7 protein-coding genes and 1 pseudogene are annotated in these 6189 nt (G+C 43.6%); 2 read left to right on the top strand and 6 right to left on the bottom strand.

Going from position 1 to position 6189, the window contains the following annotated elements; all coding sequences use genetic code 11:
• Both CCU_RS09950 and CCU_RS09945 read right to left on the bottom strand, forming a co-directional pair.
• The coding region (locus tag CCU_RS09950; RefSeq protein WP_243440885.1) for a LacI family DNA-binding transcriptional regulator at positions 1 to 427 on the bottom strand (427 nt) is incomplete at its 3' end.
• Positions 428 to 614: 187 nt separating this feature from the next.
• Positions 615 to 1199 carry a transcriptional regulator gene (locus CCU_RS09945; protein ID WP_015534548.1) on the bottom strand — a complete coding sequence of 195 codons (585 nt, stop codon included), beginning with the start codon at positions 1197 to 1199 and terminating at the stop codon, positions 615 to 617.
• 118 nt (positions 1200 to 1317) lie between these two features.
• On the opposite strand from CCU_RS09945, the gene CCU_RS09940 reads away from it, so the two are divergent.
• Entirely contained in the window at positions 1318 to 2145 is an 828-nt protein-coding gene (locus CCU_RS09940; RefSeq protein ID WP_015534547.1) for a hypothetical protein, read from the top strand.
• A 529-nt stretch (positions 2146 to 2674) separates the two neighbouring features.
• Positions 2675 to 3454 (top strand): YlmH/Sll1252 family protein, encoded by a 780-nt coding sequence (locus CCU_RS09935; protein WP_015534546.1) that lies wholly within the window; start codon positions 2675 to 2677, stop codon positions 3452 to 3454.
• Between the two features lie 11 nt (positions 3455 to 3465).
• On the opposite strand, the gene CCU_RS09930 is transcribed toward CCU_RS09935, so the two are convergent.
• The 4 genes and pseudogenes from CCU_RS09930 to CCU_RS09915 all read right to left on the bottom strand — a co-directional run.
• A complete protein-coding gene (locus CCU_RS09930) occupies positions 3466 to 4152 on the bottom strand; it encodes a LytTR family transcriptional regulator DNA-binding domain-containing protein (protein WP_015534545.1) in 687 nt (228 codons plus the stop codon).
• Positions 4146 to 4445, bottom strand: coding sequence for a helix-turn-helix domain-containing protein (locus CCU_RS09925; protein WP_022215971.1), 300 nt, complete (start codon positions 4443 to 4445; stop codon positions 4146 to 4148). The genes CCU_RS09930 and CCU_RS09925 overlap by 7 nt, the downstream gene beginning before the upstream one ends.
• A 154-nt stretch (positions 4446 to 4599) precedes the next feature.
• Positions 4600 to 5769 carry an NAD(P)-dependent malic enzyme gene (locus tag CCU_RS09920; RefSeq protein WP_015534544.1) on the bottom strand — a complete coding sequence of 390 codons (1170 nt, stop codon included), beginning with the start codon at positions 5767 to 5769 and terminating at the stop codon, positions 4600 to 4602.
• A 140-nt stretch (positions 5770 to 5909) separates the two neighbouring features.
• Positions 5910 to 6189: pseudogene (locus CCU_RS09915) on the bottom strand (bifunctional homocysteine S-methyltransferase/methylenetetrahydrofolate reductase); the annotation flags it as partial.

Below are 6189 nucleotides of genomic sequence, written 5' to 3'. Positions count from 1 at the left end.
ATTCTGCCGGGGCATCATTCACAAGAGTTCTTCCAAGTACAACCCCATCCACCTTATGATTCTCAACAATTCTCTCCAACTGGCTCATATCATCCGGTGACACTGTACACACAAGCACATCATAATCCACTGGCGCAGCCATCTCCAGCAATCCCATCAGGCACTTCTGAAAGAACGGCAGATCCACCACGCTGTAGTCGCTCGGCATGACCCATCCTATATTATAGGATTTTGACTGTGCCAGCCCCTTCGCTATAACGCTTGGCTTATAATTATGCTCCTCTATATACTCGAGAACTCTCCGCCTTGTCTCGGCACCGATCCTTCCCTTTCCGGAAATCGCTCTCGATACTGTAGTCTTAGATATATTTAACGCCTCAGCCACATCAGAAATGGTCATCTTCTGGCCTGACTCTTTTGTCTCCATGTTCAAGTCTCCTTTTGTTCAGCACATATCTCCGCATTTGCGCAACGCTCCATGCGCAATCGGTTGCCCTTGATATTATCATAGCTTTTTTTGTGCACAAGTCAAGATTTTTTTGATTTTTACCATGTCAAGTTGGATATTTTGTCAAAAAGAACAAAGATATTTTTTTTATTTGTGCAATTATATCTTACTTTGATGCCCACAGATCCCTGAGAGCCTGCTGCAAATAAGAGAAATCCACAGATGGCACATCCTGATTCAGTCTGCCCTCTTTCCTGCACACATCATATAATCTTATTCCAAGAGATGCCACATCCCGTCTGTCCTCCGCAGGCAGACTTGCATACAGCATGTCAAATTCAACCAGAGCTTTAAGGTCACCTGACCAACCCGATGCAAGCCAGGCTATATCAGCCGTCTTGTCATCTCCAAGTGCTTTAACGCTCTCAACCAGTTGACTATATTTACTGTTGACAGTTCCATTCTTCATACCCTGCCAGTGAAAAAGTGCAGTCTCAGACACACCGAGAACACTAGCTATAGCCGGAATGTGCCGCGCTGTCGGAAGCCTCTCCTCATTCTCCCACTTGTAATATATCCCTTCTGTTATCTTATGATTCTCCGGCAGGAGCTCATTTATCTCCGCAACCATATACTTTACCGTATACTTCGAAGATCTGCTGTTTTTGCGGATATCCCGCATATTGAAGCCTATCGTATCTACCATTTCTGTAGAATCCGACGCCCCCTTTTTTGTTCTCCTTCTATTCATCTCTCTCCTCCATTGTATACATTTATACATATTGTACAATTTTGTATCCATAAATATCCTACCACTTATCGCGTTAAAGTGCTACATTTTTATCCATACAAAAACAAAGGAGATCATTATGACAGACTTAAACAATGCCGAAACACAAACCGATGCCCCCTGTTCCGCCATCAATTATTGTAACCTCAACGGATACGAACTCACCGCAGAAGAGAAGATAATCTTTCTTAGTTCCTATGTATCCCGCATTGACAACGAGACAGTGTATCAGCCCGCAACCAGGGAATTTGTCCAGAATTTCAATGTAGATGCAGCCATCAGCATAATAAACAATTATGCCACAGCAGACTCATTTTTCAGAAGAATGACAGGTTCATTTCCGTATATCAAAAACTCGCAGCGTTTTTCATCCCCGGATATATATTTTCTTCTATTGGAGTTAAAACTGTACATCAACGAGAGACGGCGCGTAATAGCAAAAAATAATTCAGCGGACACGCTCTCTATCATTGAACAATACAAAAACCGTTACTCGTTCAACCAGTCAGCCACCCAGAAAATGGAAGCCCTGCACAGCATAAAAGGTTTCGCACATCCATCTTTCTTTGTGCCGGAAACTGTACTGTACATAAACGAAAACTCTATCCTGTACGTACACTCAGCTTTGCGCTATATCGATATGCTTCTCGAATACATGCAGCGGAATGACAATTCTATAGATTATGAAATTTATTCTTTTTTTCAGAACTTCAAATCCATGTTATTCAACAACGAGCACGACACAACGCCAACATATATAATCGACCAGTCAAGAGATTATATCTATAGCATTCTCGGAAATAGCAAAAGAAAATCTAAGATGACTGACATATGCAAATACGCAGCCTTCGTGGAAAGTCTCACAGAACTCGGTAACGCCATAAGCGCATCCAATATGAAACTCTAAATCCCCCCTGTTTTTCAGAACATAAAAACAGCCCGTCGCTTATGCGACAGGCTGTTAAGAAGGGGGGAGTGGAGGATTCCTATGTTTTGGGGTTTGGGGTTATGGGGTTACATTACATCGTATAAAGGGATTTCTACGAATTTCGTGCTAAGGGAACCCTCCGTCTATCAAAATATAAGTGATTGTCTTTTTTATAACCAGAAGGCTTGTTGATCACAACTCATCTCCTTGTTATGCCCATATACTATCAAAACACTTTGAAATTGTAAATACGCAAAAATTTATAAAACGAAGGCTTTTTTTTGTGGTAATTTATCAACAGTTGCGCATTTCAATAGTTTTTAGAAGATTTTTGAATGCAAAATGATTGTTTTTTTCACGTTTGAACGGTTTATTGTTCATTATGATCACTTTTCGCAACAATAAATTTCAGATTATCGTGCAAAGCTGTCAAATTCGTTTGACTGTTGGCGAAGATCGGAGTGTTGTAATATAATAGTAAGAAGTCAATCATCTCGGAGGACATGCTATGAATGAAAACGATATTCTAAAGGGGCGGTTAAAGGATCTGGCAAATGCCGCCTTCCGCCAGAACAGATATACATATACTAATTTTCTGAGTGCTGCAGACATGGAAGTATTTTACAGCAATCTTGAACAGTTGTCATTTGCAGGATATACCATCTTTGGAGGCAGGGAATCCTGCGACCGCGTTATGATCGTCTTTGGAAATGAAGCCGACTGCGGCTACGCACCGGCTTTTCCCATCTGCACCATGAAGGTTTCCGCTGTTTCGGACAAATTCTCAGATGATCTGAACCATAGGGATTTCCTTGGGGCACTTATGAATCTTGGCATTGAGAGGGAGATGGTGGGCGATATACTGGTCACCGAATCCACTCATTCTGGCAAACACAACAATGCCTATATATTCTGTGTGGACACTGTTGCCGATTATATCGCAGAAAATCTGACAAAGATAAGGCACACAAATGTAAAATGTACTTTTTGCAGCACCCAGGATACTGATGAGATACAGATAAAAAAGGAACCTCTGCACATAATCGCAGCATCTGCAAGAGCTGACGCAGTGACCGCCACAATAACAGGCCTTTCAAGAAGCAGCACATCCCTGTTGTTCAGGGAAAAGAAATTTTCACTAAACAACAGGTTGTACGAAAACAGCAGCTACCAGTTAAAACCGGGCGACGTATTTTCAATACGTGGATATGGCAAATATGAATTTGTCGAGACAGGCAGCGCAACCCGGAAGGGCAGACTGAACATAGAATTACTCAGATATATTTGATCTTCTAACAACTAGCAATTGATCAGTTCATTGTAGTATCTTTTCACATCAGCGCGTCTTGTTGCGCTGATGTGTATACTTTTACCATTTGTCAGTATCATTTCATGAGCCGTGCATCTGCTCACATGATCCGGATTTACAAGATAGGATTCATGTGGTCTGATAAATCCCCCGTAGCCCACCTTCATGCGTTTTTCCATCTCGCCAATACTTCCATAAAAAACATATTTTTGTTCCGTTGTGACCAGATTTATGCGACGCAGTTCGCTTTCAAAATACATTATGCTCCGGGTATCTACACTGTATCTCACCCTTCCGGATACAAATGTGAATCTTCTCTCATCCCGGCTCCCCTCAACCGCCATCGTCATCACCTTTTTGAAATTTGCCGCATTAACAGGTTCATACAGAATATAACACGGTTGGATATCATACAATCTCCGGTTTATTCCTGCTGCTATCATCACGAGACTACCTACCCTGCGGTCTTTTTTCAAGACATCGGCCACATCCCAGGAACGATACACCACCACTACATCGTAAATTCCTTCAAGATCCATGTCGACCATGATCGCATGCACATTGTCATAATATCTCACAGCGCACACACATCCCGCATCTCTCTGCCATATACCCATGTACTCCTGCAACAACGGGCTCATTACTTTCTCCTCACTGTACACAGCAATCTTCAGCATATCTCCCTCCAAAGCTGCAGAAGCTTCCGCTCCTGTTCATCCCGGATAACGATTTCCTCCCTCGGAGTCACATCCTCCTCCATCACATCGATATCCCATATGAAATAATCACATGTGCGGTTAAGCACCCTCGACAACAGCACCAGCCGCTTCAGGCTCGGCAGACTTCCGCCATTTTCAAGACGGCTTATATATTTGCCATCTGCATAGATAAGATACCCCAGCTCCTTCTGTGTGAGGTTCATAGACTTGCGGGCATCCTTTATTCTCTGCCCAATAATAACACTGTTCAATTTTTTCTCCTCCCTATCCGTCCCCGCGGACAACAATATTACTTTACAATAAAATCGCAAAATAAAAAACCGCATCCCATGCGGACTTTCCACATAAGATGCGATTTTTAGTACACTTATTTACTAAATATTTCGAAAAACTTTATTTTTATTCTTATTTTGTAATTCCAAGCTTTATTGCCTCGTCAGCTACAGCCTTGGCAACCACCTTAGCAACTCTCTCGTCAAATGCTCCAGGAATGATGTAATCCTCCTTGAGCTCATCATCTGTTACAATGGATGCGATAGCCTTGGCTGCTGCCATCTTCATCTCTTCAGTTATGCCTGTTGCCTTGGCGTCCAAGGCACCTCTGAATATTCCCGGGAATACTAGAACGTTATTAATCTGGTTTGGATAATCCGAACGGCCCGTCGCCATTACTCTTACTCCGCCCTTTGCCGCTTCCTCAGGCATGATCTCAGGTGTAGGGTTTGCCATGGCAAATACTATAGGATCTGCTGCCATAGATGCAACCATCTCTGCTGTCACGATATTTGGAGCTGAAACTCCGACAAATACATCCTTACCCTTCATTATCTCGGCAAGAGAACCTGTCTGTCTGTCCTTGTTTGTAATCTCTGCCATCTCTGCCTGTGCCGGATTCATCCAGTCCTGTCCAGGACACAGAGCACCCTGCCTGTCCACAAGAACCACATTGCCTATACCGAGCTGAAGCAGAAGCCTACATATTGATATACCTGCAGAACCCGCTCCGTTGATAACCACATTTGCCTCGTCAAACGGCTTGCCGACAAGCTTTAACGCATTGATGAGTCCTGCTGACACAACGATAGCTGTACCATGCTGATCGTCATGGAATACAGGAATGTCAAGTTCTTCCTTAAGTCTTTTCTCTATCTCGAAGCATCTTGGAGCTGATATATCCTCCAGATTGATTCCGCCAAATACAGGTGCAATGCGCTTTACTGTCTCAACAATCTCATCCACATCCTTTGTGTCAAGGCAGATAGGGAATGCGTCAACTCCGCCGAACTCCTTGAAGAGTATGGACTTTCCTTCCATTACAGGTATAGCTGCCTCAGGTCCTATATCTCCCAGGCCGAGAACCGCTGTTCCGTCTGATACCACGGCAACCATGTTGCCCTTGCATGTATATTTGTATACGTCAGCCTTATTGTCACGGATCTTTCTGCAAGGCTCTGCAACGCCCGGTGTGTAAGCTGTGCTCAGATCGTCTCTGTTCTTCACTGCTACCTTGGACACTACCTCTACCTTACCCTTGTGCTCCTCATGCATCTTAAGACTTAAACTATTGTAATCCATGTCTGTTCCTTTCTGCGCACCCGCGCATCCTGTATTTTATCTACTGTATATATAACAGCGCCTCTCCTATATAGCGCTGCTCCGGAATCCCTGTTTTCCCCGGCAACACCGCTTATTCCATAATAACCTTGACTCACATTTTAGTCAACGATATGTGCCAGCATATGTACTCTGTTGAATGGGAACGAGAAGTAATATCCATCTGCAAAATCCGAAGTGTACTCAAGTATATCTCTGGCGATCTGTATGCCGCACTCCTCGCCTTCCTGCCTTGTGGCATTTTCACTGTATCTCTCTATGATCTCGTCCGGGATCTCTATGCCCGCCATCTCATTTTTCATGAACAAGGCATTTCGCCTGCTGACAAGCGGCATGATTCCCACAAGTATTGTCGCGCCGGTCTCAGCCTTCATGTCTCTT

Source organism: Coprococcus sp. ART55/1 (genome assembly GCF_000210595.1).
GTDB classification, from domain to species: Bacteria; Bacillota; Clostridia; order Lachnospirales; family Lachnospiraceae; genus Coprococcus; species Coprococcus aceti.
The sequence above is the reverse complement of the archived record's forward strand: the minus strand, read 5'-3'. Positions and strand labels throughout refer to the sequence as shown.